General features: G+C 66.8%; 30 protein-coding genes. 21 read left to right on the forward strand and 9 right to left on the reverse strand.

Features of this window, described 5'->3' with window-relative positions:
* The 3 genes from OMP43_RS05615 (at position 1) to OMP43_RS05625 (ending at position 2,020) form a co-directional block, all read left to right on the forward strand.
* Positions 1-855 (forward strand): flagellar motor protein MotB, encoded by an 855-nt coding sequence (locus OMP43_RS05615; RefSeq protein ID WP_280278747.1) that lies wholly within the window; start codon positions 1-3, stop codon positions 853-855.
* An 11-nt stretch (positions 856-866) separates the two neighbouring features.
* On the forward strand, positions 867-1,316 hold the full coding sequence (locus OMP43_RS05620; protein ID WP_280278748.1) for a hypothetical protein: 450 nt from the start codon (positions 867-869) through the stop codon (positions 1,314-1,316).
* 86 nt (positions 1,317-1,402) lie between these two features.
* On the forward strand, positions 1,403-2,020 hold the full coding sequence (locus OMP43_RS05625; protein ID WP_280278749.1) for a PilZ domain-containing protein: 618 nt from the start codon (positions 1,403-1,405) through the stop codon (positions 2,018-2,020).
* Between the two features lie 541 nt (positions 2,021-2,561).
* On the opposite strand, the gene fliP is transcribed toward OMP43_RS05625, so the two are convergent.
* From fliP to OMP43_RS05640, 3 genes are read right to left on the reverse strand one after another with little or no spacing between them, the layout of a single operon-like run.
* Positions 2,562-3,296 carry a flagellar type III secretion system pore protein FliP gene (gene fliP / locus OMP43_RS05630; RefSeq protein ID WP_280278750.1) on the reverse strand — a complete coding sequence of 245 codons (735 nt, stop codon included), beginning with the start codon at positions 3,294-3,296 and terminating at the stop codon, positions 2,562-2,564.
* Positions 3,289-3,816 carry a flagellar biosynthetic protein FliO gene (locus OMP43_RS05635; RefSeq protein WP_280278751.1) on the reverse strand — a complete coding sequence of 176 codons (528 nt, stop codon included), beginning with the start codon at positions 3,814-3,816 and terminating at the stop codon, positions 3,289-3,291. The genes fliP and OMP43_RS05635 overlap by 8 nt, the downstream gene beginning before the upstream one ends.
* Entirely contained in the window at positions 3,816-4,052 is a 237-nt protein-coding gene (locus OMP43_RS05640; RefSeq protein WP_086130154.1) for a FliM/FliN family flagellar motor switch protein, read from the reverse strand. Before OMP43_RS05640 ends, OMP43_RS05635 begins: the two co-directional genes overlap by 1 nt.
* Positions 4,053-4,168: 116 nt before the next feature.
* Between OMP43_RS05640 and flgC the strand changes: the two genes are divergently transcribed.
* From flgC to flhB, 5 genes are all read left to right on the forward strand, one after another.
* On the forward strand, positions 4,169-4,576 hold the full coding sequence (gene flgC / locus OMP43_RS05645; RefSeq protein ID WP_086130153.1) for a flagellar basal body rod protein FlgC: 408 nt from the start codon (positions 4,169-4,171) through the stop codon (positions 4,574-4,576).
* 12 nt (positions 4,577-4,588) lie between these two features.
* The gene (locus OMP43_RS05650; RefSeq protein ID WP_086130152.1) at positions 4,589-4,903 is read left to right on the forward strand and encodes a flagellar hook-basal body complex protein FliE; all 315 of its coding nucleotides are present in this window, start codon (positions 4,589-4,591) and stop codon (positions 4,901-4,903) included.
* A gap of 159 nt (positions 4,904-5,062) precedes the next feature.
* Positions 5,063-5,329 (forward strand): flagellar biosynthetic protein FliQ, encoded by a 267-nt coding sequence (locus OMP43_RS05655; RefSeq protein WP_280278752.1) that lies wholly within the window; start codon positions 5,063-5,065, stop codon positions 5,327-5,329.
* Positions 5,326-6,084 (forward strand): flagellar biosynthetic protein FliR, encoded by a 759-nt coding sequence (gene fliR / locus OMP43_RS05660; RefSeq protein ID WP_280278753.1) that lies wholly within the window; start codon positions 5,326-5,328, stop codon positions 6,082-6,084. The genes OMP43_RS05655 and fliR overlap by 4 nt, the downstream gene beginning before the upstream one ends.
* Positions 6,084-7,154 carry a flagellar biosynthesis protein FlhB gene (flhB, locus tag OMP43_RS05665; protein WP_280278754.1) on the forward strand — a complete coding sequence of 357 codons (1,071 nt, stop codon included), beginning with the start codon at positions 6,084-6,086 and terminating at the stop codon, positions 7,152-7,154. The genes fliR and flhB overlap by 1 nt, the downstream gene beginning before the upstream one ends.
* A gap of 154 nt (positions 7,155-7,308) precedes the next feature.
* Here flhB and OMP43_RS05670 read toward each other — a convergent pair whose 3' ends face one another.
* The 3 genes from OMP43_RS05670 to OMP43_RS05680 all read right to left on the reverse strand — a co-directional run bounded on the left by OMP43_RS05670 (position 7,309) and on the right by OMP43_RS05680 (position 9,685).
* On the reverse strand, positions 7,309-8,610 hold the full coding sequence (locus tag OMP43_RS05670) for an outer membrane protein transport protein (RefSeq protein WP_280278755.1): 1,302 nt from the start codon (positions 8,608-8,610) through the stop codon (positions 7,309-7,311).
* Positions 8,611-8,659: 49 nt separating this feature from the next.
* Complete coding sequence (locus tag OMP43_RS05675; RefSeq protein WP_280278756.1) at positions 8,660-9,073, reverse strand: DUF2147 domain-containing protein; 414 nt, start codon at positions 9,071-9,073, stop codon at positions 8,660-8,662.
* Between the two features lie 183 nt (positions 9,074-9,256).
* A complete protein-coding gene (locus OMP43_RS05680) occupies positions 9,257-9,685 on the reverse strand; it encodes a flagellar assembly protein FliX (protein WP_280278757.1) in 429 nt (142 codons plus the stop codon).
* Between the two features lie 82 nt (positions 9,686-9,767).
* Between OMP43_RS05680 and OMP43_RS05685 the strand changes: the two genes are divergently transcribed.
* The 3 genes from OMP43_RS05685 to OMP43_RS05695 are packed head-to-tail and all read left to right on the forward strand — an operon-like array spanning position 9,768 to position 11,599.
* Positions 9,768-10,871: a flagellar basal body P-ring protein FlgI gene (locus OMP43_RS05685; RefSeq protein ID WP_280278758.1), complete on the forward strand. Its 1,104-nt coding sequence runs from the start codon at positions 9,768-9,770 to the stop codon at positions 10,869-10,871.
* The gene (locus tag OMP43_RS05690; RefSeq protein ID WP_280278759.1) at positions 10,871-11,173 is read left to right on the forward strand and encodes a rod-binding protein; all 303 of its coding nucleotides are present in this window, start codon (positions 10,871-10,873) and stop codon (positions 11,171-11,173) included. Before OMP43_RS05685 ends, OMP43_RS05690 begins: the two co-directional genes overlap by 1 nt.
* Positions 11,174-11,599: a flagellar protein FlgN gene (locus tag OMP43_RS05695; protein WP_280278760.1), complete on the forward strand. Its 426-nt coding sequence runs from the start codon at positions 11,174-11,176 to the stop codon at positions 11,597-11,599.
* Between the two features lie 176 nt (positions 11,600-11,775).
* Here the strand turns inward: OMP43_RS05695 and OMP43_RS05700 are convergent, their stop codons facing one another.
* Positions 11,776-12,576 (reverse strand): Fic family protein, encoded by an 801-nt coding sequence (locus OMP43_RS05700; RefSeq protein WP_280278761.1) that lies wholly within the window; start codon positions 12,574-12,576, stop codon positions 11,776-11,778.
* A 50-nt stretch (positions 12,577-12,626) separates the two neighbouring features.
* On the opposite strand from OMP43_RS05700, the gene OMP43_RS05705 reads away from it, so the two are divergent.
* From OMP43_RS05705 to OMP43_RS05715, 3 genes are all read left to right on the forward strand, one after another.
* On the forward strand, positions 12,627-13,346 hold the full coding sequence (locus OMP43_RS05705; protein WP_280278762.1) for a hypothetical protein: 720 nt from the start codon (positions 12,627-12,629) through the stop codon (positions 13,344-13,346).
* 69 nt (positions 13,347-13,415) lie between these two features.
* Positions 13,416-13,895, forward strand: a complete 480-nt coding sequence (locus tag OMP43_RS05710) for a hypothetical protein (RefSeq protein WP_280278763.1) — start codon at positions 13,416-13,418, stop codon at positions 13,893-13,895.
* Between the two features lie 44 nt (positions 13,896-13,939).
* Complete coding sequence (locus tag OMP43_RS05715; RefSeq protein ID WP_280278764.1) at positions 13,940-14,407, forward strand: hypothetical protein; 468 nt, start codon at positions 13,940-13,942, stop codon at positions 14,405-14,407.
* Positions 14,408-14,712: 305 nt separating this feature from the next.
* On the opposite strand, the gene OMP43_RS05720 is transcribed toward OMP43_RS05715, so the two are convergent.
* Both OMP43_RS05720 and OMP43_RS05725 read right to left on the reverse strand, forming a co-directional pair.
* A complete protein-coding gene (locus OMP43_RS05720) occupies positions 14,713-15,129 on the reverse strand; it encodes a flagellar basal body protein (protein WP_280278765.1) in 417 nt (138 codons plus the stop codon).
* A 2-nt stretch (positions 15,130-15,131) separates the two neighbouring features.
* Entirely contained in the window at positions 15,132-17,915 is a 2,784-nt protein-coding gene (locus OMP43_RS05725) for a hypothetical protein (protein WP_280278766.1), read from the reverse strand.
* Positions 17,916-18,012: 97 nt separating this feature from the next.
* Here OMP43_RS05725 and OMP43_RS05730 point away from each other — a divergent pair, with 97 nt between their 5' ends.
* The 7 genes from OMP43_RS05730 (at position 18,013) to flhA (ending at position 25,530) form a co-directional block, all read left to right on the forward strand.
* Positions 18,013-19,047: a flagellar motor switch protein FliG gene (locus OMP43_RS05730; RefSeq protein ID WP_167300876.1), complete on the forward strand. Its 1,035-nt coding sequence runs from the start codon at positions 18,013-18,015 to the stop codon at positions 19,045-19,047.
* Between the two features lie 12 nt (positions 19,048-19,059).
* Entirely contained in the window at positions 19,060-19,722 is a 663-nt protein-coding gene (locus OMP43_RS05735) for a FliH/SctL family protein (protein ID WP_280278767.1), read from the forward strand.
* Positions 19,723-19,985: 263 nt separating this feature from the next.
* Positions 19,986-21,593 carry a flagellar basal-body MS-ring/collar protein FliF gene (gene fliF / locus OMP43_RS05740; protein WP_280278768.1) on the forward strand — a complete coding sequence of 536 codons (1,608 nt, stop codon included), beginning with the start codon at positions 19,986-19,988 and terminating at the stop codon, positions 21,591-21,593.
* Between the two features lie 10 nt (positions 21,594-21,603).
* Entirely contained in the window at positions 21,604-21,954 is a 351-nt protein-coding gene (gene fliN, locus OMP43_RS05745; RefSeq protein WP_280278769.1) for a flagellar motor switch protein FliN, read from the forward strand.
* A gap of 17 nt (positions 21,955-21,971) precedes the next feature.
* Complete coding sequence (locus OMP43_RS05750) at positions 21,972-23,294, forward strand: sigma-54 dependent transcriptional regulator (RefSeq protein WP_280278770.1); 1,323 nt, start codon at positions 21,972-21,974, stop codon at positions 23,292-23,294.
* Complete coding sequence (locus OMP43_RS05755; protein ID WP_280278771.1) at positions 23,291-23,449, forward strand: hypothetical protein; 159 nt, start codon at positions 23,291-23,293, stop codon at positions 23,447-23,449. The genes OMP43_RS05750 and OMP43_RS05755 overlap by 4 nt, the downstream gene beginning before the upstream one ends.
* Positions 23,449-25,530 carry a flagellar biosynthesis protein FlhA gene (flhA, locus tag OMP43_RS05760; RefSeq protein WP_280278772.1) on the forward strand — a complete coding sequence of 694 codons (2,082 nt, stop codon included), beginning with the start codon at positions 23,449-23,451 and terminating at the stop codon, positions 25,528-25,530. Before OMP43_RS05755 ends, flhA begins: the two co-directional genes overlap by 1 nt.
* The last annotated feature ends 7 nt before the right edge of the window (positions 25,531-25,537 follow it).

Below are 25,537 nucleotides of genomic sequence, written 5' to 3' on the forward strand. Positions count from 1 at the left end.
ATGCCCGTGCCCGGCGCCAATGATCGCCCGATCGTCATCAAGCGGGTCAAGAAAGTCGCGGGCGGCCATCATGGCGGCGCCTGGAAGGTCGCCTATGCCGACTTCGTGACCGCGATGATGGCCTTTTTCATGCTGCTCTGGCTGATCGCCAATCCCGACAAGCAGCGGCTGAAGGGCCTGGCCGCCTATTTCTCGCCGACCATTTCCGACACGTCGCCCTCGACGCCGGTGATGGGCACGTCCGAGGGCGCGGGCGGCCAGGCGCGCCGCTCGTCGAACGACAGCAGCCGCGCGAACGGCACGCCGACGACCGAGGCCGCCACCAACGGCGCGGCGCGCGGCGGCACCGCCGACGTGCCCGACACATCGATGCGCGTGCTCGCCAGCGAACTGCAGATCGCCCTCGACGCCGTGCCGCAGGACCAGGCGCGCAAGAACGTGGCGATCGAGCCGGAGCGCGCGGGCATGCGGATCACGCTGATGGACACCGACAAGCAATCGATGTTCCGCCCGGGCACCGCCGAGCTCAACCCCTTCGCCCGCGCGCTGCTCGCCAAGACCGCTGGCAAGCTCGCCCAGGCGGGCGGGCAGATCGCGATCGAGGGCCATACCGACGCGACCGGCGGCGGCCAGAGCGATGCGAACTGGCAGCTTTCGGGCGCGCGCGCGCTCGCCGCGCGCCAGGCGATGATCGCCGCAGGCATGACGCCGGACCGTTTCGCCGAGATCGTCGCCATGGGCGGCACCCGGCCGGTCTTCCCGGACCAGCCCGACCGGGCGGAGAACCGCCGCATCACCATCGTCCTGAAGGCCGAGGCGCCCTCGCTTCCGACCGACAGCAGCTTCAAGTTCTGAGTATCGCCGCCATGAAGAAGATCCTGTTCCTGGCCATCGTGCTGCTCTCCGGACTCGGCCTGGGGGGCGCCGCCGCGTTCGGCACGCTGCTGGTGCTCGGCCCCCGCCCCGCGCACGCCGCCGCCGCGCCCGCCCCGGCGGACGTCGAGACCGCGTTCGTCCAGGTGGACAAGCTGCTCGCGCCGCTGGTCTCGCCCGATGACGGGCGGCTCACCGGCTATGTCCAGTTCCAGTTCAACCTCGAGGTGCCGAAGGACAAATCGTCCGAAGTGACCAAGCGGCTGCCGCTGCTGCTGCACGCGATCAACATGCGCACCTTCAAGACGCCGATGGCCGCCGGCAAGGACGGGCTGCTGCCCAGCCTCGAGCAGTTCCGCAAGATCGTGGAAGCCGCCGCCCCGGAGGCGTTCGGCGCCGGCGTGGTGCGCAAGGTGGCGATCACCCAGGCGACTCCTGCGTAAAATACGTATTTTACGTCGAGACGGCCCGCACCCGCCGGCGATCCCCCTATAAAAAACAGAGGTCACGCAATTTCACCGAGGACATAGTGGAAGCAAACCCCGCCATCGCAAGCGAGAACCGCGACGAGTGGATCGAGCGCGCGCCGCGGGCAGTGGCCACGCTCCTCGTCGGCAAGCTGCGCCATGAAGGCAATCCCGGCCAGCTGTGCCGGGTGCGCAACCTCTCCGAACGCGGCATGCAGATCGACACGATCGCCTCGCTGCTGCCCGACATGCGGATCACCGTGGAGCTGCGCGGCGGCGCGCTGTTGGACGGCGCGATCGCCTGGACCAAGGGCGGCCGTGCCGGCGTGCGGTTCGATACCCCGGCCGATGTGAACGCCATTCTCGGCAAGCCGCAGGCCGAGGCGGCCGCGGCGCGCCCGCGCTCGCCGCGCTTCGCCGCCGACATCCCCGCGCGGATCAGCGCGCTCGGCCGCCCGATCGACGTGGTCGTCGTCGACCTGTCGCAGGGCGGCGCCTGCCTGCGCATGCAGCGTCCGCTGCGCCCCGATACCGAGGTGATCCTGATGATCCCGGGCCTGCCTTCGCGCCGCTGCACCACGCGCTGGAGCAACGAGGAGCTCACCGGCGTCGCCTTTCACGACCCCATTTCCTATGCCGAGCTCTCGGCCTGGCTGGACAGCCCCGCCGCCCGCGGCTGATCCTTTCCCGTCCCGGCGCGATCGAGGCGTCCGTGCGGTGGCACGGGCGCCTTTGCCTTTGGCGACCGCATCGGTTCCGGACCCGGAGACGCGCACCCAATTTCGACCGTCACCCCGGACTTGCTCCAGGGTTCATTGTGCCGCATCGACGAAACAGGAGCCTCTTGTCTCCCCCGTGGCCCCGAAGCCAGTCCGGGGTGACGATAGAGGTACGGCAAGCGCCACCGTCATTGGTGGCTGGGTTTGCGGTCGCCCTTTCGTCTGGATCGGAGATCCTACATCACCCGGGGCCTATCACGGCGGAAGGTCACAAAGGCCATGACATGGGCGGCGCAGGCACCGGGCATGCCGCATCCTTGTTGCGCGGACACCCACCCAGGCCGCTCCTATATTTCCCACAGAGGCAAAGAGCGCCGAACCTGCACCGGAGCGTGGACAGCCCAGCAGGCGAAACCCTACATTGCAAGGTGCACGCCCCGCACGAACAAAAAGGGCGGACGCCCCCCGGCATCCGCCCCTTTCCCGGCCGCCGGCGGCCTCGCTACTGGGCGAAGCTCCTGACCAGCGATCCGGCGACCAGCGCCCAGCCATCCACGAGCACGAAGAAGATGATCTTCATCGGCAGCGATATCGTTGGCGGCGGCAGCATCATCATGCCCATCGCCATCAGCACCGCCGACACCGCCAGGTCGATCACCAGGAACGGCAGCAGCAGCAGGAAACCGATCTCGAAGGCGCGGCGCAGCTCCGAGATCATGAAAGCCGGCGCCAGCGTGGTCAGCGGCGTCTCGGCGCGGTTCTGGATCTTCTTGCCCCCCAGATCGGCGAACAGCTTGAGATCGCTGTCGCGCACCTGGCCGAGCATGAACTTGCGAAACGGCTCGGCCGTCCGCTCAAAGGCCTGGCTCTCCGTGATCCTGCCCTTGGTATAGGGATCGACGCCCTGGCTCCATGCCTTCTCGAAGGTGGGCGCCATCACGAAGAAGCTGAGGAACAGCGCCAGGCTGATGATCACCGGGTTGGGCGGCACGCCCTGCGCGCCGATGCCGGTGCGCAGCAGCGAGAGCGCCACCACCATGCGGGTGAAGCTGGTGACGGTCATCAGCAGCCCCGGGGCCAGGCTGAGCACCGTCAGCATCAGCACCAGCTGGATCGCCTTGGCCGAGAGCGCGCCGTCCGGGCCGCCGATGTTGATCGTCGTGCCCTTGGCCTGGGCATAGGCCTCGGCCGGCATGAGGATCAGGGCGGCCAGGGCCGCCGCGAGGAGCCTATGCATCGAGCGCGGCCCGCACCGCGGCGCGGTTCCACCGCGTGGTGTTGCGCTGCTCGCGGACGCGCTTGGGCGCGCGCGGCGGATGGGCATTGCGGGTGGTGGCGACGGTCGCGGCCCGGGCGGCGACTGCCCTGGGCAGCTCGGCCAGCCTGGGAAGATCGACCAGCCGGGCGAAATTGGCCCCGAGCGCGGCGATGTCCTCGGCGAGATTGGCCGCCGGCACGGGCTCCGCGGCGGGCTCGGGCGCAGTCGGCTCGGGCGCGACGATGCCGCTCTCGATGGTCGCCTGCCCCTCGGGACCGAACATCACCAGATGCTCCATCCCGTCGCGGCGGATCAGCGCCACCGAGCGCTTGCCATCGACCGACAGGCGCTCGACGATCTCGATCCGCTTGCGGCGCGTGCTGGTCACGCGGCCGGGCAGCTTCACGTCATAGCGCTTCACGAACCAGAGCGCGCCGGCGAGCATGCCGAGCACCATCCCGAGCGCACCCACGGTGCGCAGCATCGACAGGATGTCCATCAGTTGCGCTGCTTCTTCACGAGTTCGGTGATCTCGAGCGACATCACTTCGCCGTCGACCAGGACCACGCCCTTCGCGACGAGTTCGTCGTTCACATATACGAGCGAGGGATCGTCCTGGCTGCTTTCCAGCGGGATCATCGCGCCGCGGCTCATCTGCAGGACCTGGCGGATCGGCACATTGGCCGAGCCCAGCACGATCGACATATCGACCATAATTCCGTCGAGCACTGACATGCGTGTTCCTTTCAGGAGGACTTATAGGAACCTTTTTTCCGCGCCCGGCGCCCGGCCCGGCAATTTTTGCCTACAATGGAGGAAACGGCCCGTCGGGCCTGCGTGGAAGGACGATCATGGACCTCAAGACCTCGCTCGGCATCTCCGCCTCGGGCCTGCGCGCGCAATCGCTGCGCATGCGGGTGATCGCGGAAAATCTGGCGAACCAGGACTCGGTGGCGGACACGCCGGGCGGCAATCCCTATCGCCGCCGCGTCGCCAGCTTCCAGTCCGAGGTCGACCGCTCGACCGGCGGCCTGGGCGTCAAGGTCAAGGCCATCGAGAACGACAAGTCGGACTTCGTGAAGGTCTATCAGCCCGGCCATCCGGCCGCGGACAAGGACGGCTATGTCATGAAGCCCAACGTCAACGGCCTGATCGAGACGGCCGACATGAAGGCGGCGCAGCGCAGCTACGAAGCCAATCTCAATGCCATCGAGGCCGCCAAGAGCCTGACGATGCGCACCATCGACCTCCTCAAGTAAAGGATACACAGAATGTCCATCGGAGCACTTGATGCGATGTCGGCCTATGGCCGCGTCGCCGGCCTTGGCGGCAACAGCAAGACGGACCCGATCAAGACCGGCGGCAGCGCCGGCGGCTTCGGCGCGATGGTCGAGGACATGGTCACCGGCACCGCCGACCAGCTGCGCACGGCCGAGAAGGCCTCGGCCCAGCAGGTCGCCGGCAAGGGCGACCTGATCGACGTCGTCACCGCGATCGGCGCGGCCGAGACCGCGCTCGACACCATGGTGGCGGTGCGCGATCGGGTGGTGAACGCCTATTCCGACATCATGCGGATGCAGATCTGATCCGCATCCTTGCACCTTTGCGCCCCGGCGAAGGCCGGGGCCCAGTATCGAGTTGGTGGGATAGGGAAATGCCCCTCTCAAAGGACATTGCAGCTGGGCCCCGGCCTTCGCCGGGGAACGGCTCCTTCCTCTCTCCGAACCGTTTTCGGGGCTGAGCGCATGCTGCCGTCGCAGGTCCTCGCACTGGCGCAGAGCGCGCTGATGCTGGTGCTCACCATCGCGGGTCCGCTGCTGCTGACCTCGCTGATCGTGGGCACCATCATCGGCCTGCTCCAGGCGCTGACGCAGATCCAGGAAACCACGCTCACCTTCGTCCCCAAGCTGCTCGCCATGGGACTGGTGCTGCTGCTGATGCTGCCCACGATCGGACAGGCGCTGAACGATTTCATGACGCGGATCGGCAGCCTGATCGTGACCGCCGGATGACGCTGCCCCCCGATCTGGCGCTGCAGGCATCGGCCTTCTTCATCGTCTTCGCCCGGGTGGGCGCGGTGCTGATGCTGCTGCCCGTGTTCGGCGACGACGCGATCCCCGGCCGCATCCGGCTGATGATCGCCTTCGCGCTGTCGGCAGCGATGTACGGCCTGGTCGGCGCCCCGGCCCGCGTGGCGGTGGAAGCCGGGGCGGCGCTGCCCGCAGTGCTCGTCGCCGAGCTGATGACGGGCCTGGCCATGGGCATGATCGTCAAGATCCTGTTCTTCGCGGTCGCCATGGCGGGCTCGGTGATCTCGACCCAGATCGGCCTCTCCTCCGCGGTGATCTTCGACCCCGCGCAGAGCAGCGCGGCGCCGCAGCTCTCCAAGTTCGTCGCCATGGCCGCCGCGCTGGTGTGCATGGGCATGCAGGTCCATCACCTGTGGCTGGGCGCGATCGTGCACAGCTATCAGAGCTTCCCGGTCGGCGGGCTGCCGCCGGCGCATGATTTCGCCATGCTCGCGGTCGAGGCGATCGGCCGCTCGATGACGCTGGGGCTGAGCCTGGCCGCGCCCCTGCTCATCTACGGCATCGTCTTCAACGTCGCGCTCGGCCTGGCCGCGCGCGTCGCCCCGGCGATCCAGGTCTTCTTCATCGCCCAGCCGCTCAACCTGCTGCTCGGCATCAGCCTCACCGCCGCCACGCTCGGCACCATGCTCACCTTCTTCGCCCGCGCCATGGGCGACGCGATGCAGGGAGGCTGGTGATGTCGGGCGATACCGACCAGGACGACAAGACTCACGATCCGACGGACAAGAAGCTCGAGGACGCGCGCGCCAAGGGCGATGTGCCGATGGCGCCCGAGATGCGCCACGCCGCGATCTTCGTCGGCATGCTCGTGGTGATGGGCGGCCTGGGCACCTATACGCTGCAGCTGATGGGCACGCTGTTCGTGCGCCTGTGGGGCAGCGCCGAGGATTTCCGGATGGAGCCCCAGGGCGCCGAGAGCTTCGTGACCGGCGTGATGCGCGCCAGCGCCTTCGCGCTGCTGCCGATCCTGGGCACGCTGTTCGGCATCGCCCTGCTGGGCGGCATCCTCCAGGGCCGGCCGATGCTCAGCTGGAGCCGAGTGAAGCCCAAATGGTCGAAGCTCAATCCCGCGAGCGGCGCCAAGCGCATGTTCGGCAAGCAGGCGATGATGGAGTTCGCCAAGACGCTGGCCAAGCTCTGCCTGGTCGGCGGCGTGGCGGCGTATCTGGCCTGGCCCCATGCCGCCACGATCGATGCGATGGTGGGCGCGGACCTGCAGCAGGTGGGCAGCGCCACGCACGGCATCGTCTATTCGATGCTCCGCCCGATCGCGATGCTGGTGGGTGCGCTCGCCCTGTTCGACTTCGTCTGGCAGCGCCGCACGTTCCTGCAGCGGATGCGCATGAGCCTCCAGGAGATCAAGGACGAGCACAAGCAGAGCGAGGGCGATCCCCACATCAAGGCGAAGGTCCGCCAGATCCAGATGCAGCGCTCGCGCGGCCGCATGATGCAGAACGTGCCCAAGGCCAGCGTGGTGATCACCAACCCGACCCATTATGCCGTGGCGCTGCACTATGACCATGGCCAGATGGCGGCGCCGGTGGTGGTCGCCAAGGGCGTCGACGGGATCGCGCTAAAGATTCGCGAGATCGCGGGCGAGCACGGCATCCCGCTGGTCGAGAACCGCCCCCTCGCCCGCGCGCTCTATGCCAGCGCCGAGATCGATCGCCCGATCCCGGTGGAACATTATGCCGCGGTCGCCGAAGTGATCAGCTATGTGCTGAGGATCGCGAAGAAGCGGCGGTAATCCCCAGTCTTCATAGCCGTCACCCTGAACTTGTTTCAGGGTCCAACGTGCCCCGGGCGGTATCGCCGGTGGAGGATTGGATGCTGAAACAAGTTCAGCATGACGGAAGGAAAAACTCCGCCATCCTCGCTTGAGCAAGGATGGCGGACAAATGTCAGAACTTCAGCCGCGCCCCCGCCGAGAGCACGATGGCATGGGCGTCGCGCAGCTCGCCATCGGTGAGGATCGGCGTCTGCGCGGCGGTGCCGGCATAGGCGGCGGTCACCCGGTCGATCGGTGCGTCGGCGAAGGTGACATAATTGGCGGCCAGGTCGAACGAGAGCTTCTTGTTCGCCGCGAGGCTGCCGCCCACGCCGAAGTTCCAGCGGTTCGAATCCGGCACCCGGGCATCGCGCTCGCCGTCCTGGGTCGGCGTGATCGCGCGCTGGACGCCGGCGCGCAGCGTCACCTTGGGCGACAGGGCATAATCAACGCCGCCGGCATAGCTCCAGCTGGTGCGGTAGTTCTCGGGGATCGCCTGGTTGACCGGCGCGCCCAGGCGGATCGCGTCGAACTTGTCCCAGCCATAGCGGATCACCTGCGCGTTCAGGGTCAGCTTGTCGGTGGCGGCGAAGCGGGCGCCGACGATCGCCTGGGACGGGGTGTAGAACTTCGCCTGGACGCCCGAGAGCTGCATGTTCGACGTGGCGAGCGGGCCGACCAGGCCCGAGACGGTGAGGTCGCCCTTCAGCGTGTGCTCGATCGCCGACTTGTAGCTGAGGCCCAGGGTGAAGCGGCGCGAGTGCAGCTGCACGCCCGCGGTCCAGCCGAGATCCCAGCCGTCGCCCTTCAGCTCCTGATGCCCGTCGGGCAGCACCGCCGCCAGATTCGGCAGCGCATTGCTGAGGCTGGCATCGGTATATTCGATGTTCAGCCCGGCGCCGACGCGCAGCCAGTCGGTCACCGCCACGCCGATGCTGGGCTGGATGTCGATCGTGCGCAGCTTCGTCCGGTCGGCGCTGTAGCGTGCCCAGCTGTCCGCCGGATAGTCGGTGGTGAAGCTGTAGGGCGAGGTGATCGACACGCCGAGCGCGATGCGATCGTTCAGCGGCACGGCGATCGCGCCCGAGGGGAGCACGCCGTTGTTGATCGGATTGCGGGTGACCCCGTTGCCGCCCACCGGCGCGGGCGGCTGGCCCGGACGGACGATCAGCGTGCCGCTGTCGGCAACCTCGCCGCGCGGCAGGATGACCGAGGCGGAGATCGTCGCGTCGCCACTATCGATGCCGCCGATCGCGGCGGGGTTCCACCAGAGCGACGCGGCGCCGGTATCGGCGGCCTCGCCCGAAAAGGCACGGCCGGCCGCGCGGGCCGATTGTTCCTGGAGATAGAAGGCCTGGGCCTGGGCAGCCTGGGAGAAGCCGAGCAGCGCGGTCAGCGCGCTGCCGGCGGCCAGCGAATATTTGAAGGGGGACATCGGGGTAATCCTTGTACGCGTACGGATACTGAGAACTCGGAAACGCGCGTCAGCGCACGCGGGTCCAGGTCTGGGTGCGGCAGAAGGGCTTGAACACGCAGCCGCGCAGATTGAGCTGGTCGTTGCCGGTCATGGTGATCTCGGCGCTATAGGTCTTGCCGTCCTCGGCATTGTAGATCTTGCCGCCATACCAGCCGCCATTCTGCGCGCTGAAGCCGGACAGGATCTGCAGCCCCATCAGCTTGCGCGTGCGCAGCGCCGCGGTGCCGTTGTTGCTGTCGGGCAGGTTCGGATTGGTGCGCAACTTGTCCGACCCGACGATCTTGCCGCAGATCGACGCGCCGCACCGAGTGATCTCGACGATACCGTTGTGAACGGGGGTCTTCCAGCGGCCGACCACGGCATCGGCGGGCTGGAGCGCGGGGGCCGCCGCGACGGCAAGCCCCATCAGCAAAGCCAACATAGGCATACTCTCCTCGAGGGAACTCCATGCCGCGCTCTGCCGGCCGGTCATGGAAGGAACGGCATCGCGCTTTCGAACGCGAAACCGGTGGCGCCTCCCTAGGTTCCCAAAATCCGGTATGCAATTGCGTTCGGATTTGAAACTGAAAAGCCGAGGATGCCGTAGCGGAATGAAGGGGGCGGATCAGGCCTTGAGATCGAGCTTGGCCAGTTCGACTCGGACGCGCAGCTCGATATCGGAGAGGATCGCGGCGAGCGCGGGATCGTCGGTGCGCTCGAAAGTCTCGGACCATTCGACGATCGCCTGGAGCCGCGCCGGGCTGACCACCCCGGCGACCAGCTCGCGATGGAGCTGGTCGAGCATGTCGATGCCGCGCTGGGCATCGACCGCCTGCTTGCGGCGGCGCTCGATCATCGGATCGGCGGCGGCGAGCGTGACGAGCATCGCGACCGAGGGGTTGAGCGCCTGGGTGGTTCCCGCGCCCGCTCCCGGGGGCAGGGGCGCCGGTGCAGCCGGGGCTTCCCCCTCCCCCACCGAGAAGCCGGACGCGACCTTGGGCAGCGCCGCCATCAGGCTGTGCAGCAAGGGTGCCTGCAGGTTCTCGATCCGCACGAAAACTCGTCCTCCGGGCCCGCATGGCCCTTCTTCTATCCTATAAGAGAATTATCGGAAATTTTCCACTTCCAGGGGTTATATGCCGCGCTTCGCCGCTTCCATGATCGCCCTGCTGCTGAGCCTGGGCCTCGCACCGGCCGCCATGGCCCAGACGCGGATCAAGGACGTCGTCAACGTCGAGAACGTCCGCGACAACCAGCTAGTCGGCTATGGCCTGGTCGTCGGCCTGGCCGGCACGGGCGATCGCCTGCGCAACACGCCGTTCACCGAGGAATCGATGCAGGCCATGCTCGAGCGCATGGGCGTGAACATCCGCGGGACAGAGATGAAGACGCAGAACGTCGCCGCCGTCTCGATCACCGCGACGATGCCGCCCTTCGCCCGCTCGGGCTCGCGGATCGACGTCCAGGTCTCGGCGCTGGGCGACGCGACCAGCCTGCAGGGCGGGACGCTGATCGTCTCGTCGCTGCGCGGCCTGGACGGCGAGATCTATGCGGTGGCGCAGGGCAATGTCGCAGTCTCCGGCTTCAAGGGCCAGGGTGCCGCGGCCAGCGTGAGCCGGGGCGTGACCACCTCCGCCCGCATCGCCGGCGGCGCGATTATCGAGCGCGAGGTGCCCTATTCGCTCCTCTCGGCCAATGGCCTGAAGCTGGCGCTCAAGAACCCCGACTTCGCCACCGCCGATCGCATCGCCGGCGCGATCAACGCCAAATATCCGGGCAGCGCCGCGGTGCTGGACCCGGCGACCGTGCAGCTCACGGCGGGTTCGAACTTCGTCGGCAACGTGATCGACCTGGTCACCCGCATCGGCGAACTGTCGGTCAAGGTCGACCAGCCGGCGCGCGTGGTGATCAACGAAGCCTCGGGCACGGTGGTGATGAACGCCGATGTGCGGATCACGCCGGTGGCGATCGCCCAGGGCGGCCTGACCATCACCGTCACCGAAAGCCCGCAGGTCTCGCAGCCGGCACCGTTCTCGAACGGCCAGACCACGGTGGTGCCGCGCACCAACGTGCAGGTGAACGACGGCAACGGCGCCAGCCTGGCGATGGTCGACGGCGCCAGCCTGCAGACGCTGGTGAGCGGGCTCAACACGCTGGGCGTCTCCCCGCGCGACCTGATCACCATACTTCAGGCGATCAAGAGCGCCGGCGCCCTCCAGGCCGATATCGAGGTGCAGTGATGCGCGACGTGACTTCCGCCACCGGGCCGCAGATCCCGGCCGCGACGAACAATCCGAAGCTCGACGCCAAGAACCGCGAGACCGCGAAGAATTTCGAGGCGGTGTTCCTCGGCCAGATGACCCAGCTCATGCTCGAGAGCGTGCAGCAGGGCGACGGGGCATTCTCCGGCGGGCATGGCGAGGAAATGTTCCGCGGCATCATGGCCGAGAAGCTGGGCAACGCGATCGCCGATCGCGGCGGCATCGGCCTGGCGCCGGTGGTGCTCGACCAGATCATCAAGCTCCAACAGGGTAACAAGTAAATGACCGAGCAGCTCATCGACGCGATGGTGTCCCTCACCCAGATCATGGAGGAGGAGAGCGATCGGCTGGGCCGGGGCCCCTATTTCCCCGAGCTGCCCGAGATCGCCCAGGCCAAGCTGCGCCTCACCGGCCGGATCGAGGCCGAAGTGGCGCGGATGAAGCGCGAGGCACCCGACGACTGGGCCGAACGCCTCGACCCCGAAGCGCGCGCGACGCTGGCCGAGGCCAGCCGCGGCCTGCGTGAGGCCTCGGCCGTCAATGCCCGGATCCTCGCGCGCCAGATCGAGCTCTCGGTCGAGATGATGGGCGCGATCGCCGCCGAGGCGCAGCGCCTGACCGGCAGCCGCAGCATGACCTATGGCGCCTGTGGCGGCCTGGGCGGGATGGACGCTCCGGCGCCGATCTCGATCAACGCGCGGCTCTGATCCTCCTGCGCCGGGCCGCGCTTCCAGGGCGCGGAAGTTTCCGAAGTTTGCACCATCGGGGCGTGTGCGGCGGCGGGAAACCGGCGCCGACCGGGCCCGATACATCCTATATTGCAAGGGGCGGCCGATAGCTCGCTCCCGCTTGCGGGATCGCGACCTTGCTTCCCATCTCCCAGCTATCCTGTGATGCGCTGCTGCGCGTCCGACACAATTGCCGCGTCTCGGAAGAACTCCAAGATGCTGGACCATTCGCCAGTCAAATATGCTCGCCGCAACTTTATCGTGAGCGCTCCTTTTGACAGTGAATCCAGGAATCTTATCGAGATAAAATGGCGACTCCCTGAATATGCTTGCAGGACATTGTAGAACACGCGCGCAGTTCTTCCATTACCATCGGAAAATGGGTGCGCATGCACGATCCCAACATATCCCACTGCGGCACATAGGGCATTCTTCGTAGAGATATTATCTTCTATAAATTTAAAGAGATTGATCAAAATATACTCTATTTCCTTCGCCGGAGGAAATATAGTTACAGAATTATTATTATCTGGCTTGATTTGAACTGAGCCAACTCTGAATCTGGTTCCACCAATGTTAGAACGAGTGTGGATATCCATGATCAAATCCCTGAGGCTATCGCGACTCATATCCGTCGTTTTACGAATGCAGGCACGATAAACTTGGAACTCTTCCAGCATTCTTGATTGATGCCAGCTCTCTTCCTGCAATGGCGACTTCGCCATATATGCCGCCAGATCATCCCGGAATCCCGGCAGGGTAGCAGCATCCCCCAAACCATCCTTGTACAAGTTTGTCACGAGCGTTCGCACGCTTGACTCCGAAGATTCGCACGCTCCCGATGACACCATTTCCATCGATGTCGCCAAAATGGTAGTTTTCAATTTTGTGACATCTGGAAAAGTCAGCCGAATTGGAGCAAATATCCTCCTGCCCTGTTCACGAGTATTTCTCATCGTCTCTCTCTATGGGCATATGGCGATAAGATCAGCAGATATCATTTCCCATGATCGCCGCAAGATCGCGGCAAATTGCCTTTGTTGTTCAAGAAAAAGGGAAACCGATGCGCCTTCTGACGCAATCCGAGATTGATATCGTCGCCGGCGGCGGGGGATCGTCCAATGATTGGACCTGGACCGTTACCGCCCCTCACGATTGGCCGGACTATGACGACCCCTCGAACTATAACGATCCGAACCCGGACGGCGCGGGCCCGAGCGGCGGTGGCGGCGGCGGCGCCCAGGATCACTATAACGCCAGCGATTTCCGCACAACGGCAACGGGCGCCGACCTAGTCGAATTGGAACGCGCAATCGACTATATTGCCCTCTCGCCGACCGGAAGAGCCATATTGGATTGGGCGAAGAGCAACAACATCACAATTAAGATAGATCACGGAAATCGTGATTCCAATCGCTTGGACACCAAGGAAATCACCTGGGATCCGTTCGGAGCCCTGCACCTGAAGGATGATACTGGCAAATATATCGACAAGTATCAGTCCGCCGCCCTAGGACTTATTCATGAAATTGCCCATCTTTACTATGCGGCAAATTTCTCCGGGTTCGGCCCATCCCCGGATCCGAAATGGCATACGGTAGATGAGCAGTACATCATACAGCATTGGGAGTCGGATATCGCCAAGGACCTGGGTGAGCCGTCTAGAACAAATCATTTCGGCGATTCGTATGACGAACCTGATTCTGTCACCGCCGACGGGCCTTAATGGCCTGCGCCGAATTTGAGATTTGAACCGCCACTGGCCACAAGTCCAGATACCATGGAGATACAGGCGATGCGCCTTCTTACCATATTTGCAGCGCTCCTGATTTCATCTACCAGCTATTCGGTCGCCGCAGACCCCTTCATCTCAGAGAGTCCAGTTGAATTCGCTTCCGCGGAAGAGGCGATTTCGACATCCGATGCCGTCGATTTGATGAGCGTCGATCCGCGATTGTCCTTTCGCGCCAATCTGGACCCGTCCGACCTGGGATCGGCTGCCAAGCACGTTCGGATATCGTCCGTAGATCGCGCGCAATGGGCCACGATCTCGCAAGCGGTGCGCTCCCTGTCCCCCGGCAAAACAACATCGATATTGCCGGATGTCAGGATCGGCCTGGTATTTTACCGCCATGGCGCGCCCATTTTTTCACTTTTCTCCGAGAAACCAAACGGATCCTCGGAAAAGGTTCCTGCCTATCTGAACGGCAGGAAAGTCGATATTTCCACCTCCGCTCTCGACAAGCTGCTATCGCTCGCACCCCGGCACGAATGATCCAACGGTACGCAAGGGCATCCGCGTCGTGTAGCGGCAGCATCATGGCCATACCGACCGGCAGAACGACGTCGGCCGGCAGGAAAGGAATGTATCCAGTCATGTGGCTAGAGCTTGCCGGCATTGCGATGACGGGGCTGAGTGCGCCCGCCGCAAGCACGCAGGGCAGCGCTACCGGCCGCCGGGCGCCGGAGCGGGTGAACACGACGATATCCGCCGCATGCAGCGGCAGCATCGTCGCGCTGCAGTATCAGAATGGCTATCGCGGGAATCCCTCGAAGTTCCTGGCCCTGACGGTGGATGGAAGAGCCGTTCCCGGTGCCAGCAATATGGTCCGGAGCATTGCGCGGTCGCGAGAAATAGACACGGCCGAGGTGATGTATTGCTCCAAGGATCGGAAATCCGTGAACGCCGACATCGTCATCAATTTCTCGCACGGCGCATCCGCCGGCGCCCGACTGCCGAGCGTCAGTGTTTTTCGTTTGAAGAACAACGCACTGACACATGAGTAGAGCGCAGTGGAATTCGCGTCCGCGGAAGAGGCGATTTCGACATCCGATGCCGTGGATTTGATGAGCGTCGATCGCGGGAAAGCCCGAAAAGGCCAGGAGTGAAGAAGCCGCGAAGGCGCCTCCACCCCGTCACCCCGGCCTTGCGCCGGGGTCCCGCTGTCTCGCCAGCGCAAGAAAAAGCGGAATCCCAGCGCAAGGCCGGGATTACGGTAGAAAATCAAATACTTGTTTGGGGTCCCAACCTAGGGAAAGGGGCCCGCGATCCGCTCGCGAACCCCTTTGTCTTCATCCACCGAAGCGGGCAGTTACCCGCCCTTCCCCACGGCCGTCTTCAGCATGCTCAGCTGCTTGCGATAGAGATTGGTCATCGCCGTGAAATCCGCCTGGACCTGGCCGAGCTTGAGCAGCTGGTCTTCCAGCGTGACGTTGTTGCCGTCGGGCTTGGTCTCGCTGATGTCCTTGTCGAGCACGATGCCGGCGCCGGCCGGCTGGATCGCGCCCAGGCCCTTCATGCCGGCGGTCAGCTCGACGCGCGGCTTCGCCACGCGGATGCCGCCGGTGCCGGAATTGCCCAGCAGGTCGGAGAAATCGGCGTCCTCCACCATGCGCGCCTTGAAGCCCGGAGTCTCGCTGTTGGCGATGTTCTGGGCGATCACGCGCTGGCGATCGGAGAGCGTCTCCATCTGGCGGCGGATGCCGGAGAGGATCGGGGGCATGTCCATGATCAGAATCCGTAGGTGGAGGGCGTGGAGCTGTTGAGACGGGCGAGCGCCGCCTGATAATTTGCCAGCTGGGCGTTCACGATCGCCGTGCTTTCCTTGCCGGTCGCGGCGTTCTTCTTGCTGCCGTCGATCATCTTCGCCTTGGTGTCGTCCCAGTAGAGCGAGCGATAGGCGGTCTGCGACATCGAGATCGCGTCCTTGATCTTGCCGAGCGCGGTCTTGGCCATGTCCGCCGCGGACAGGCTGAGCCCCTCGCCCAGATCCAGGCCGAAGCTGCCGCCCGGGCGCACCTTGGGCGCGTTGCTCGATACCGGCGCCTGGGTCGCGATGCGCTGCGGCTCCATGCCGAGCTTGGCGAGCGCGTCGCTGTCGCCGGTGCCGGCGAGCAGCTGCAACTGATGCCCCGACTTCATGGTGATGCGCAGCTGCTGGACGCCGTCGACCGCGGTGGCGGTGACGGTCGCCTTGGATGCGCCGAGCATGCCCTGCATGCGCGTGGCGATCGACTGGAGCGTGTCGTCGGCCAGGATGGTGAGCTTGCGGATCGCGCCGTCATCGGCCTTGAACGAGAAATAGTCGCCCGCCTTGAGCGCGGTCTGCGTCGTCACCTTGCTCGAGGCAACGGCGTTGATCGTGCCGCGCCCATAGCCGAGCGCCGAGACCGCGCTGGCGCCGCCCGTGTCGGCGGCGATGCGGACCGGCTCGGTGCGCAGCAGCGCCTGGCCGAACTGGGTGGTGTTCTGCACCGCGCCGGTCGCGGCATCGATCCGCGCGACGAAGCCGTCGGTCGGGCCGCGGCGAGTGGCCGCCAGGTCGCCGGTGGTGCGGCCGCCGGCATAGAGCTCGCCGTTCATGAAGGCGATGCTGTCGACCTGATCGTCAGCCGAGGAGCCGAGATAGGTGGTGCTGGCGTTGGTCAGGCCGGCATCGATCCGCGTGACGAAGCCGTCGCGATTGCCGCTGAGGCCGTTGACCTGGCTGCCCGAGAGCGCGGCCGAGGTCGCGCCGCCCACCGCGATCGAGCCGTCATCGGCCACCGCGATCACGCGGGCATCGGCGGTGCCGAGCGCGAGGCTGCCCAGGTCGGTGGCCAGCGAGCTGCCCTGGAGCTTGCGGAGCTCCGCATTGCCGTCATGCGAGACGAGCGCGAGGACATTGCCGTCGCCGTCGATCGCGAGCGCGTTGACGCTGTCGCTGCCCGGCCCGGTGAGGGTACGGCGTTCGGCGATCTTGCCGCTAGCGTCGATGCGCGCGACGAAGCCGTCATTGCCGGCGGCGATGCGCCCGCCGACATAGACCGAGCCGTCGGCGCCGACCGCGACCGCCTTGGCGACGTCGGTGCCGGCCGAGCGGACCACGGTGGAGAATTTCTCGTCGCCGTTCGCGGCATATTTGGCGACGACCATGTCGCCATCGGTGGAGGCGCCGCCGAAGCTGCCGGTGACCGTGCCGGCGACGACGATGCTGCCGTCGGGGCCCAGGCTCACCGCGGCGCCGGTCGACGAGCCGGTGGCGCCGAGGCTGCGCTGCCACACGACATTGCCGGCGCCGTCCACCTTGGTGAGGAACAGGTTGTTGTCGCCGTCCGACAGATTAGCGCCGAGATCGCCCTTGGTGGTGCCGACGATATAGCTGTTGCCCTGCGCATCGGTAACCACCGCGGCGGCATCGGTATTGGCGTAGACGTTGCTGGTCGACGTCTTGACGGTCTTCACCTTGCCGTCGAGATCGGTCGTGGTCGTGGTGATCGTCGTCGTCTTGCCGGCGGCCACGTTCTGCGCGGTCGCCTGGCGATCGAGCGCCTGGATCGTGCCCATCGCCACGCGCGTGTTGTCGCCCGCGGGATCGTCGAAGCGGAAGAGTTGGGTGGAACTCGGCGCGTCGAGCGCGGTCTGGCCGGTGGCGACCACCAGCGCGTCCTTGGCATTGGTCTGGTCGAGCGTGACCTGCTCGATGCCGGTGGGGTTCGAAAGGGTGAAGCCCCATTTCCCGCCCTCGTTGGTCACCTTGAAGGTCGACTTCCAGCGCGGCACGGCATTGCCGTTGGCGTCGAGCTGGGGCGCGCCATTGGTGTCGAGATTGGGGATCGCGGCGATCGCGGCGTTGAACTGCGCCGCGACGGAATCGAGCGTGGGCGGCTGCGCGCCCTGCGACAGGTCGACGGTGACCGTCTGCGCCGCGACGCCGGGCTTGCTCAGCGTGATCGCGAACTGCTCGGTACCGGTGAGGCCGGGGATCGCGTCGCTGCGGGCCTTGACCAGAGGCTTGCCCTCGGTCTCGTAGACGCTGGTCGCGGCCAGCTTGTTCGAAGTGACGCTGGACGCCGGCTTGCCATAGGCGAGCTTCACCAGGTCCGACGGGGCGGTGCTGAGATAGGATTGGAGATCGTCCAATCCCTTGAGGAAGGTCTTCTGCAGCTGGGCGCGCTGCGCGTCGGACGTGGTCTTGGCGCTCGCGGTCTCGGCGAGCACGCGCAGCTTGTCGAGCGCCTGATAGGCAGTGAAGCTGGTCTGCACGTCCTTGGGCAGGAAGGTGCCGTTGCCGTCGGTGGTGGCGGGCGTGATGATCGAGCGCAGCGCGGTGATCGCGGCGACCTGGCTGGAGTTGACCGGCAGCGCGTCGCCGCTCTTCCACGGCGCGACGGTGGCCGCGGTGGTGAACTGCGCCTTGGCCGTGCGCACCGCCTTGCTCTCATAGGCGATCGGCGAGACCGCCGAGGTCATGGTGGAGCTCGACCCCGTCAGGATGCTCAAGCCGATCAGGTTTCCAGATAAATTAACCGTCATCGCGATCCGCCCTGTCTCCCTTGCTCCTATAATAGAGGGAAAGCGGCCTCCGCCCGTGTGCGCGGCCGCAATTTTTTCGCGAGGGAAACGAAAAAGCATGTCCGTGATGGCGCCGATCGCAGAACCGCCCGAACTGAAGCGCTTCAGCGGCGCGCAACGCGCCGCCGCCCTGATGCTGGCGCTGGGCAAGGATCACGGCGCGCCGATCTGGGAACAGCTCTCCACCGACGAGGTGAAGGAACTGTCGTCGACCATCGCCGGCCTGGGCCGCATCCCGGCCCAGGTGGTGGAGCATCTGCTCGTCCAGTTCACCAGCGAAGTCGCCTCGATGGCGACGCTGCACGGCAGCTACGAGACCACCGAGCGCCTGCTCACCGGCATCCTGCCGGGCGACAAGGTGAAGGAGATCATGGAGGACATCCGCGGGCCTTCCGGCCGCACGATGTGGGACAAGCTCTCCAATGTCAGCGAGTCCGTGCTCGCCGGCGCGCTGAAGCACGAATATCCGCAGACCGTGGCGGTGATCCTTTCCAAGCTGCGCCCCGACCATGCCGCGCGCGTGCTCTCCGAGCTGCCGCGCGACTTCTCGGTCGACGTGATCATGCGCATGCTGCGCATGGAGACGGTGCAGAAGGACGTGATCAACCAGGTCGAGCAGACGCTGAAGACCGAGTTCATGACCAACCTCTCGCGGTCGCAGAAGCGCGATCCGCACGAGGCGATGGCCGAGCTGTTCAACTCGCTCGACCGCTCGACCGAGGAAGCGATGCTCACCGCGCTCGACAACCGCGCACCGGAAAGCGCCGAGCGGATCCGCGCGCTGATGTTCACCTTCGAGGACCTGGGCAACCTGCTGCCGCCGGCGATCTCGTCGATCGTCCGCAATGCCGACAAGCGCCAGATGGCGCTGGCGCTGAAGGGCGCGCCGGACAGCCTGAAGCAGCTGTTCTTCGGCGCGATGACCGAGCGCGCCTCGAAGCTGCTGCGCGAGGACATGGCGGGCATGGGCCCGGTGCGCGCCCGCGATTGCGAGGAGGCCCAGTCGGCGCTGGTGCGCCTGGCCAAGGACCTGGCGGACCGCGGCGAGATCCTGCTCGTCGATCCGAAGTCCGACGACGCGATGATCATCTAGGGAATATTGCCGATGAGCATGCACGCCCATGTCCATGTCGAGCGCTTCGGCTTCGACCGCATCTTCGCCGTGCCGCCTGGCCGGAGCGGGCCGATCGGCCCCGATGCCGCGCTCGAGGTGGCGACGCTGCGCGCCGAGCTGGCACTGCTCAGGTCCGAGCAGGAAACCGCCCTCGCCCTTGCCCGCGCCCAGGGCTATGAGGCCGGGCTGGCCCAGGCGCGCGCCGAGCGCGAGGTCGCGCTGCTGAGCGCGGTCGACGCGCTCCAGGCCGGCATCGAAGTGATCGACGCGCAATTCACCGAAGTCTCCGAGCGGGTGACCGGCGAGGCCGCGGAGATCGCGCTCGCCGCCGCCGACATGATCGCGGGCCGCGCCCTCGAAACGGCGCCGGGCGCCGCGATCGACGAAGCGATCGGCCGGGCGCTGGGCCAGGTCGCGCGCGGCACCGAGCTGCTGGTGCGCGTCCACCCGGACCTGCTGGAAGACATAGAGGGCCGCATCGCCGACCGCCAGTCGCGCGACCGCCGCAAGCTCAACCTGATCGTGGTTCCCGATGCCGACATCCCGGTGGGCGACGCCCGTATCGGCTGGGAGGAAGGCGGCCTGGCGCTCGATGCCACGGCACGCCGCGAAGCGGTGCTGGCCGAGCTCGAGACGCTGCTCAAGGCGGCTTGATAGATCTCCCCTCCCTGATGATGGGTCGGGGGTCGGTCGCGACCAGGCTTTACGGCATTCTTATGCAATGCCGTGGCCGTATCGCGTACATCCACCCACCCCTGCCCCTCCCTTTCAGGGAGGGGTTCTTGATTCTGGGGAAAGCGCGGGTTTCTCAAACCACTAGGCAAAAATTCCCCCCGGCAAAAACTGCCGCCTCCCCCGTCCCTCTATAATGATCGCAAGGGGCATCCGCCCCGCCAGTTCCATCGAACGGGGCGACATTGGAAGCGATCAAGAACCTGGTGGGCCAGATCGGCCCCAAGCGGCTGTTGCTGATGGGGGGAGTGGCGTTCGCGCTGCTCGCCGCCCTCGCCTTCGTCGCCACGCGCGGCTCGAACCAGAGCATGGGTTTCCTCTATACCGACCTTGATCCATCGGCCGCCTCGGCGATCTCCGAGAAGCTCAAGGCGCAGAACGTCGCCTTCCAGCTTTCGGCCGACGGCACTTCGATCATGGCGCCGCAGGACAAGCTCGCCGAGCTCCGCATGAGCCTGGCCGGCGAGAAGCTGGGCGGCAAGATCGGCTATGAGGTACTCGACCAGGAGCAGCCCTTCGGCGTCTCCGCCAGCCGTGCCAAGATGAACGAGACGCGCGCGATCGAGGGCGAGCTGGCCAAGTCGATCCAGACCATCCAGAACGTCACCGGCGCGCGGGTCCACATCGTGATGCCCGAGCGCGCCATGTTCGCCGAGGAGAGCCGCAAGGCGACGGCGGCCGTCACCGTTAAGACGCGCGGCCGCATCCCGAGCGAGACGGTCGCCTCGATCCGCTACCTCGTCTCCTCCTCGGTGCCCGAGCTGTCGCCCGACGCCGTCTCGGTCGTCGACCAGACCGGCGCGCTGCTCGCCCGGGCCGGCGACCCCAGCACGGCCAGCGCCGGCGATGCCGACCAGCGCCAGCAGGCCGTGGAAGGCAAGCTGCGCGACGAGATCGAATCGCTGCTCGAGCCGATCGTCGGCCAGGGCAAGGTCCGCGCCGAAGTCTCCGCCCAGATCGACCGCGACCAGTCGCGCGAGGAATCGCACGTCTTCGATCCCGACAAGCAGGTGATCGCCCGCCAGGTGAGCGTGGAGACCGGCGAGCAGAACCGCGAGACCGATGTCGGCGCGCAGACCGCCTCGGTCGGCAACCAGCTGCCCGCCGCGCAGACCGCCGCGGCCAACACGCCGGGCGCCTCGCGCCAGTCGGGCAGCAACCAGAATTCGGAAGACACGACCTACGACAACAGCTCGACCAGGACCGTCACCGTCCGCACCCCGGGCAAGGTGACGCGCCTGAGCGTCGCGGTGATGGTCGATGGCGGCGACAAGGGCCTGCCCCAGCCGCAGATCGACCGGCTGCAGCGCCTGGTCGAGAATGCCGTGGGCGCCGACACCCAGCGCGGCGACAGCGTCGTCGTCGAGAGCATGAAGTTCAACACCGGCGACGCCCCCGCCGACGCCACGGCCAGCTTCCTCTCGTCGCTGCCGATGGACCGGATCTGGGGCCTGCTCCAGCTGGTGGTGATCGGCGCGGTCGGCCTGCTCGCGCTGCGCATGCTGAAGCCCAAGCCGGCGCCGCTCGTCGCGGCCGAGGAAGTTCCCGCCATGCTGCCCACCCATTCGCCCGAGATGCTCGCGCTCGCCGAGCGCGCCGCCGACGGCGATGTGGAGGCGATGGCCCAGCTCGAAGCCATGACGCCGTCCGACGTGCCGCAGCTCGATCAGGAGATCGCACTCGCCCAGGTCGACGGCCGCATCAAACTCTCCGCGCTCAAGCGCATCGGGGACGCGATCGCCGCCAGCCCGCCCGAGGCGGCCTCGGTGATCCGTCAGTGGATGAACGCATAGGATCAGACCCATGGATACCGAACCCCATAACATCATTCCCACCGATCCCGCGATCGACCAGCCCGCGCCCGTGCTCGAGGATTTCGACAATCAGGGCGGCGCCGAGCCCCATCATGGCGGCGAAGGCCTGGAAGCCGTCCATGACGTTCCAGTGCGGGTGCAGGCCGTGCTGGGCCGCGCCCGCATGCCGATCGGCGAGCTGCTGCACCTGGGTGCCGGCACCGTGGTCGAGCTCGACCGGCGCGTCGGCGAGCCGGTGGACATCTTCGTCAACGACCGGCTGATCGCCCGCGGCGAAGTCGTGCTGATCGACAATGCCCTCGGCGTGACTCTCACCGAGATCGTCCGGGCCGAGCCTTGACGATGGGACCGATCCGGATGTTGCTGATCGGCGCGCCGGGCAGCGAGTTCCGCCGCGCGGCGGAGCTGGCGCAGGGCGCCGGCGCGGAGGTCAGCATGGCCGACGCCCCTGCCCTCGCGCTGGAGGCGCTGCGCGAGCAGGGCGCCGATCTCGTGATGATCGACGTGCTGGAGGACGCGGTGGGCTTTCTGGACGATCTGCGCCGCGAGCGCTTCGTCGTGCCCGTGCTGGCCTGCGGAATCTCCGCCCCCGCCGAGCGCGCGGTGGCGGCGATCCGTGCCGGCGCCCGCGACTATGTGCCCCTTCCCCCGCAGCGCGAGCTGATCGCGGCGGCCATCGCCTCGGTGGTGGAGCGCCAGGCGCAGGTGCCCATTGGCGGCCATCCCGTGCTCGATCGCGCCATGGCGCTCGCCGCCGCCGTCGCGCCGAGCGGCGCCCCCGTGCTCGTCCTGGGCGGCAAGGGCAGCGGCAAGGAGATGATGGCGCGCGAGATTCACCGGCTCTCCGGCCGGCCCGACCCGATCGTCTCGGTCGAATGCGCCGGCGTTGCCGCCGATGTCCTCGAATCCGAGCTGTTCGGGCATGAGGCGGGTGCCTTTCCGGGCGCCGCGGCGCGCCGGGTCGGCCGGCTCGAGAGCGTCCGGGGCGGCACGATCTTCCTGCGCGAAGTGGGCGCGCTCGCTCCCGCCACCCAGGCCCGGCTGCTCGCCGCGCTGATCGAGAAGCGCTTCGGCCGCCTGGGCGGCCAGGCGGAGATACCCTTCGCCGCGCGGCTGATCGCCTCGACCAGCATGGACCTGGAGGCCGCCGTGGCCGCCGGCAGCTTCCGCGAGGACCTGCTGGTGCGCTTGAGCCTGGCGCGTATCGAGGTGCCGCCGCTCGCCGAGCATGACGACGACATCGCCGCGCTGGCCGGGCACTTCATCGCCCAGTTCGCCCGGGGCGACGGGCTCTCCCCGCGCCCGCTCTCGGAAGACGCGATCGCGGTGCTGCGCGCCTATGGCTGGCCGGGCAATATCCGCGAGCTGAAGGAATGCATCCACCGCGCCGCGCTGCTGGCCCATGGCCCGCTGATCGAGGCCAAGGACCTGACCCGCGCCGACGGGTCGCCGCTCGCGGCACTGGTCTCGCTGCCGAGCGCCGACGGGCGGATCGAAGTCGACGGCCTGATCGGGCGCACGGTGGAAGAAGTGGAGCGCGAGCTGATCCTGGGCACGCTCGAGCGCTGCCACGGAAATCGCACCTCCGCCTCGAACATCCTGGGCATCTCGGTGCGCACCATGCGCAACAAGCTGCGCACCTTCATCGAGGGCGGCATCGCCGTGCCGCCCGCCGCATGAACGCGTACCCGCTCTTCGCCATCCAGCGCCTGCGCCTGCCGCAGGCGGAGGCCGAGATGCCTGAGAGCACGCCCGCCGCGGCGCTCTGCCACCGCTTCACACTGGGCCAGACCGGCCCGGCGCCCGCCAAGGCCGTTTGGAAAGCACGACCCTGATGCCCCCCGCGATCCTGAACTTCCTGAACAAGCTCGGCCTCAATCGCGACATCGCGCTCGCGGGCGGCGTGGTCGCGATCATCGCGATGCTGATCCTGCCGATCCCCGGCTGGCTGCTCGACCTGGGCCTGGCGCTGTCGATCACCGTGTCGGTGATGATCCTGATGACCGCGCTGTTCATCGAGAAGCCGCTGGAGCTCAGCGCCTTTCCGACGATCCTGCTGGTGGCGACGATGCTGCGCCTGGGCCTCAACCTCGCCTCCACGCGGCTGATCCTCACCCATGGGCATGAGGGGCATGACGCGGCGGGCGGCGTGATCGGGGCGTTCGGCGAATTCCTGATGGGCGGCGAGGTGATCATCGGCCTCACCATCTTCATCATCCTGATCGTCATCAACTTCGTCGTCATCACCAAGGGCGCCGGGCGCATCGCCGAAGTCGCCGCGCGCTTCAGCCTCGATTCGATGCCCGGCAAGCAGATGGCGATCGACGCCGACTTGTCCGCCGGCATGATCAACGAGGACCAGGCCAAGGCCCGGCGCGCTGAAGTGGAGGCCGAGAGCGGCTTCTACGGCGCGATGGACGGTGCCTCGAAATTCGTGAAGGGCGATGCGATCGCCGGCCTGCTGATCACCGCGGTGAACATCATCGTCGGCCTGACCATCGGCGTCGTCTCGCACGGCGTGCCGATCGGCGAGGCCTTCCACACCTATACCGTGCTCACCGCCGGCGACGGCCTGGTCAGCCAGATCCCGGCGCTGATCATCTCGATCGCCGCGGGCCTGCTCGTCTCCAAGGGTGGCGTGAAGGGCAAGACCGGCGCGGCGCTGGGCGACCAGCTGGGCCGCTATCCCAAGGCCTTCGGCATGGTCTCGGTCCTGCTGGGCGCGCTGGCGATCATGCCGGGCATGCCCTTCCTGCCCTTCGCCATCTTCTCGGCCGCCTCGGGCTTCGCCGCCTGGCGGATGAGCAAGAACGCCGCCGCCAAGGCCGCACTGGAAAAGGCCGTCGCCGCGCAGGAACAGGCCCAGGCCGCCGTGGTCGAGCAGCCGATCTCGCAGACGCTGGCGATCGACGCGGTGCGCATCGAGATCGGCTATGCCCTGTTGCCGATGATCAACGACGAGCAGCGCGAGCCGCGCCTCGACGATCAGGTGCGCGCGCTGCGCCGCCAGATGGCGACCGATTTCGGCTTCGTGCTCCCCTCGGTCCGCATCATCGACAATATGGGCTTGAAGCCCAACGAGTACGTCATCACGATCAAGGAGACCGAGGCGGCGCGCGGCGAGATCCGCGTCGACAAGCTCCTCATGATCAATCCGGGCGGCGGCCCGGCCGGCCTGCCCGGCGAGACGACCACCGAGCCGGTGTTCGGCCTGCCCGCCCTCTGGATCGATCGCGAGCTGCGCGACGAGGCCGGCTTCCGCGGGCTCACCGTGGTCGAGTGCGGCACGATCATCACCACGCACCTGACCGAGCTGGTGAAGGAGAATATCGCCGACCTGCTTTCCTATGCGGAGACGCAGAAGCTGCTGACCGAAGTCCACAAGGATTCGGAGAAGCTGGTTGCCGACATCATCCCGGCCAAGGTCTCGATCTCGAGCGTGCAGCGCATCCTGCAGAACCTGCTGGGCGAAGGCATCTCGATCCGCGACGTGCCGACGATCCTGGAAGGCATCGCGGAGGCGGCGCCGCTGACCAGCAACCTGACCCAGATGACCGAGCATGTCCGCTCGCGCCTGGCCCGGCAGATCAGCGCGTCGCAGGTGCGCGGCGAGGCGATCCCGGTGGTGACGCTGTCGCCCGAATGGGACCAGGAATTCGCGGAGAGCATCCTGGGCCAGGGCGACGAGCGCCAGCTGGCGATGGCACCGTCCTCGCTCCACCGGTTCATCGCGCATGTCCGCGAGACCTATGACCGGCTGGCGCAGGACGGCGAGATCCCGTGCATGCTGACCAGCCCGGCGATCCGCCCGTTCGTCCGCTCGATCATCGAGCGGGTGCGGCCGGCCACGGTGGTGCTCTCGCAGAACGAGATCCACGCCCGTGCCCGCATCCGCGCGCTCGGCACGATCGGCTGAGCGCGGA

It is taken from the genome of Sphingomonas sp. CBMAI 2297, from assembly GCF_029870595.1.
Taxonomy (GTDB): domain Bacteria; phylum Pseudomonadota; class Alphaproteobacteria; order Sphingomonadales; family Sphingomonadaceae; genus Sphingomonas.

Bases quoted from the DNA above. Each gene is read 5' to 3' on its own strand.
- flgC (WP_086130153.1), top strand. From the start codon at position 4,169: ATGGACCTCAAGACCTCGCTCGGCATCTCCGCCTCGGGCCTGCGCGCG.
- OMP43_RS05730 (WP_167300876.1), top strand. From the start codon at position 18,013: ATGTCCGTGATGGCGCCGATCGCAGAACCGCCCGAACTGAAGCGCTTC.
- OMP43_RS05705 (WP_280278762.1), top strand. From the start codon at position 12,627: ATGATCGCCGCAAGATCGCGGCAAATTGCCTTTGTTGTTCAAGAAAAA.
- OMP43_RS05615 (WP_280278747.1), top strand. From the start codon at position 1: ATGCCCGTGCCCGGCGCCAATGATCGCCCGATCGTCATCAAGCGGGTC.
- OMP43_RS05735 (WP_280278767.1), top strand. From the start codon at position 19,060: ATGAGCATGCACGCCCATGTCCATGTCGAGCGCTTCGGCTTCGACCGC.
- OMP43_RS05640 (WP_086130154.1), bottom strand. From the start codon at position 4,052: ATGTCAGTGCTCGACGGAATTATGGTCGATATGTCGATCGTGCTGGGC.
- OMP43_RS05725 (WP_280278766.1), bottom strand. From the start codon at position 17,915: ATGACGGTTAATTTATCTGGAAACCTGATCGGCTTGAGCATCCTGACG.
- OMP43_RS05710 (WP_280278763.1), top strand. From the start codon at position 13,416: ATGCGCCTTCTTACCATATTTGCAGCGCTCCTGATTTCATCTACCAGC.
- flhB (WP_280278754.1), top strand. From the start codon at position 6,084: ATGTCGGGCGATACCGACCAGGACGACAAGACTCACGATCCGACGGAC.
- fliR (WP_280278753.1), top strand. From the start codon at position 5,326: ATGACGCTGCCCCCCGATCTGGCGCTGCAGGCATCGGCCTTCTTCATC.
- OMP43_RS05685 (WP_280278758.1), top strand. From the start codon at position 9,768: ATGCCGCGCTTCGCCGCTTCCATGATCGCCCTGCTGCTGAGCCTGGGC.
- OMP43_RS05670 (WP_280278755.1), bottom strand. From the start codon at position 8,610: ATGTCCCCCTTCAAATATTCGCTGGCCGCCGGCAGCGCGCTGACCGCG.
- flhA (WP_280278772.1), top strand. From the start codon at position 23,449: ATGCCCCCCGCGATCCTGAACTTCCTGAACAAGCTCGGCCTCAATCGC.
- OMP43_RS05620 (WP_280278748.1), top strand. From the start codon at position 867: ATGAAGAAGATCCTGTTCCTGGCCATCGTGCTGCTCTCCGGACTCGGC.
- OMP43_RS05655 (WP_280278752.1), top strand. From the start codon at position 5,063: ATGCTGCCGTCGCAGGTCCTCGCACTGGCGCAGAGCGCGCTGATGCTG.
- fliP (WP_280278750.1), bottom strand. From the start codon at position 3,296: ATGCATAGGCTCCTCGCGGCGGCCCTGGCCGCCCTGATCCTCATGCCG.
- OMP43_RS05635 (WP_280278751.1), bottom strand. From the start codon at position 3,816: ATGGACATCCTGTCGATGCTGCGCACCGTGGGTGCGCTCGGGATGGTG.
- OMP43_RS05650 (WP_086130152.1), top strand. From the start codon at position 4,589: ATGTCCATCGGAGCACTTGATGCGATGTCGGCCTATGGCCGCGTCGCC.
- OMP43_RS05690 (WP_280278759.1), top strand. From the start codon at position 10,871: ATGCGCGACGTGACTTCCGCCACCGGGCCGCAGATCCCGGCCGCGACG.
- OMP43_RS05675 (WP_280278756.1), bottom strand. From the start codon at position 9,073: ATGTTGGCTTTGCTGATGGGGCTTGCCGTCGCGGCGGCCCCCGCGCTC.
- OMP43_RS05750 (WP_280278770.1), top strand. From the start codon at position 21,972: ATGTTGCTGATCGGCGCGCCGGGCAGCGAGTTCCGCCGCGCGGCGGAG.
- OMP43_RS05700 (WP_280278761.1), bottom strand. From the start codon at position 12,576: ATGAGAAATACTCGTGAACAGGGCAGGAGGATATTTGCTCCAATTCGG.
- OMP43_RS05755 (WP_280278771.1), top strand. From the start codon at position 23,291: ATGAACGCGTACCCGCTCTTCGCCATCCAGCGCCTGCGCCTGCCGCAG.
- OMP43_RS05695 (WP_280278760.1), top strand. From the start codon at position 11,174: ATGACCGAGCAGCTCATCGACGCGATGGTGTCCCTCACCCAGATCATG.
- OMP43_RS05715 (WP_280278764.1), top strand. From the start codon at position 13,940: ATGGCCATACCGACCGGCAGAACGACGTCGGCCGGCAGGAAAGGAATG.
- fliN (WP_280278769.1), top strand. From the start codon at position 21,604: ATGGATACCGAACCCCATAACATCATTCCCACCGATCCCGCGATCGAC.
- OMP43_RS05720 (WP_280278765.1), bottom strand. From the start codon at position 15,129: ATGGACATGCCCCCGATCCTCTCCGGCATCCGCCGCCAGATGGAGACG.